The 2683-nt window shown below is 50.4% G+C and carries 1 rRNA gene; it reads left to right on the top strand.

The annotated features are described in order from the left end of the window. Positions 1-199 precede the first annotated feature (199 nt). Positions 200-2683 (top strand): 23S ribosomal RNA (locus tag TK42_RS26640); the annotation flags it as partial.

The raw sequence follows: 2683 nt of genomic DNA, 5'->3' as shown, positions 1-2683 counted from the left end.
TGATGGTGAATGTTGATTTCTAGTCTTTGACTAGTTCGTTCTTTAAAAATTTGGGTATGTGATAGAAAGATAGACTGAACGTTACTTTCACTGGTAACGGATCAGGCTAAGGTAAAATTTGTGAGTTCTCTTAATTGAGAAATTCGAATTTTCGGCGAATGTTGTCTTCACAGTATAACCAGATTGCTTGGGGTTATATGGTCAAGTGAAGAAGCGCATACGGTGGATGCCTTGGCAGTCAGAGGCGATGAAAGACGTGGTAGCCTGCGAAAAGCTTCGGGGAGTCGGCAAACAGACTTTGATCCGGAGATGTCTGAATGGGGGAACCCAGCCATCATAAGATGGTTATCTTGTACTGAATACATAGGTGCAAGAGGCGAACCAGGGGAACTGAAACATCTAAGTACCCTGAGGAAAAGAAATCAACCGAGATTCCCTTAGTAGTGGCGAGCGAACGGGGACTAGCCCTTAAGTGGCTTTGAGATTAGCGGAACGCTCTGGAAAGTGCGGCCATAGTGGGTGATAGCCCTGTACGCGAAAATCTCTTAGTCATGAAATCGAGTAGGACGGAGCACGAGAAACTTTGTCTGAATATGGGGGGACCATCCTCCAAGGCTAAATACTACTGACTGACCGATAGTGAACTAGTACCGTGAGGGAAAGGCGAAAAGAACCCCGGAGAGGGGAGTGAAATAGATCCTGAAACCGTATGCGTACAAGCAGTGGGAGCCCACTTTGTTGGGTGACTGCGTACCTTTTGTATAATGGGTCAGCGACTTATTTTCAGTGGCGAGCTTAACCGAATAGGGGAGGCGTAGCGAAAGCGAGTCTTAATAGGGCGTCTAGTCGCTGGGAATAGACCCGAAACCGGGCGATCTATCCATGGGCAGGTTGAAGGTTGGGTAACACTAACTGGAGGACCGAACCGACTACCGTTGAAAAGTTAGCGGATGACCTGTGGATCGGAGTGAAAGGCTAATCAAGCTCGGAGATAGCTGGTTCTCCTCGAAAGCTATTTAGGTAGCGCCTCATGTATCACTGTAGGGGGTAGAGCACTGTTTCGGCTAGGGGGTCATCCCGACTTACCAAACCGATGCAAACTCCGAATACCTACAAGTGCCGAGCATGGGAGACACACGGCGGGTGCTAACGTCCGTCGTGAAAAGGGAAACAACCCAGACCGTCAGCTAAGGTCCCAAAGTTATGGTTAAGTGGGAAACGATGTGGGAAGGCTTAGACAGCTAGGAGGTTGGCTTAGAAGCAGCCACCCTTTAAAGAAAGCGTAATAGCTCACTAGTCGAGTCGGCCTGCGCGGAAGATGTAACGGGGCTCAAACCATACACCGAAGCTACGGGTATCACGTAAGTGATGCGGTAGAGGAGCGTTCTGTAAGCCTGTGAAGGTGAGTTGAGAAGCTTGCTGGAGGTATCAGAAGTGCGAATGCTGACATGAGTAACGACAATGGGTGTGAAAAACACCCACGCCGAAAGACCAAGGTTTCCTGCGCAACGTTAATCGACGCAGGGTTAGTCGGTCCCTAAGGCGAGGCTGAAAAGCGTAGTCGATGGAAAACAGGTTAATATTCCTGTACTTCTGGTTATTGCGATGGAGGGACGGAGAAGGCTAGGCCAGCTTGGCGTTGGTTGTCCAAGTTTAAGGTGGTAGGCTGGAATCTTAGGTAAATCCGGGATTCTAAGGCCGAGAGCTGATGACGAGTTAACTTTTAGTTAACGAAGTGGTTGATGCCATGCTTCCAAGAAAAGCTTCTAAGCTTCAGGTAACCAGGAACCGTACCCCAAACCGACACAGGTGGTTGGGTAGAGAATACCAAGGCGCTTGAGAGAACTCGGGTGAAGGAACTAGGCAAAATGGCACCGTAACTTCGGGAGAAGGTGCGCCGGTGAGGGTGAAGGACTTGCTCCGTAAGCTCATGCCGGTCGAAGATACCAGGCCGCTGCGACTGTTTATTAAAAACACAGCACTCTGCAAACACGAAAGTGGACGTATAGGGTGTGACGCCTGCCCGGTGCCGGAAGGTTAATTGATGGGGTTAGCTAACGCGAAGCTCTTGATCGAAGCCCCGGTAAACGGCGGCCGTAACTATAACGGTCCTAAGGTAGCGAAATTCCTTGTCGGGTAAGTTCCGACCTGCACGAATGGCGTAACGATGGCGGCGCTGTCTCCACCCGAGACTCAGTGAAATTGAAATCGCTGTGAAGATGCAGTGTATCCGCGGCTAGACGGAAAGACCCCGTGAACCTTTACTATAGCTTTGCACTGGACTTTGAATTTGCTTGTGTAGGATAGGTGGGAGGCTTTGAAGCGTGGACGCCAGTCTGCGTGGAGCCAACCTTGAAATACCACCCTGGCAACTTTGAGGTTCTAACTCAGGTCCGTTATCCGGATCGAGGACAGTGTATGGTGGGTAGTTTGACTGGGGCGGTCTCCTCCTAAAGAGTAACGGAGGAGTACGAAGGTGCGCTCAGACCGGTCGGAAATCGGTCGTAGAGTATAAAGGCAAAAGCGCGCTTGACTGCGAGACAGACACGTCGAGCAGGTACGAAAGTAGGTCTTAGTGATCCGGTGGTTCTGTATGGAAGGGCCATCGCTCAACGGATAAAAGGTACTCCGGGGATAACAGGCTGATACCGCCCAAGAGTTCATATCGACGGCGGTGTTTGGC

This window comes from Pseudomonas sp. GZJR-8, assembly GCF_002916705.1.
Lineage (GTDB): Bacteria > Pseudomonadota > Gammaproteobacteria > Pseudomonadales > Pseudomonadaceae > Aquipseudomonas > Aquipseudomonas synxantha_A.
Note: the sequence above shows the minus strand (reverse complement) of the source record. Positions and strands in the feature narration are given on the sequence as shown.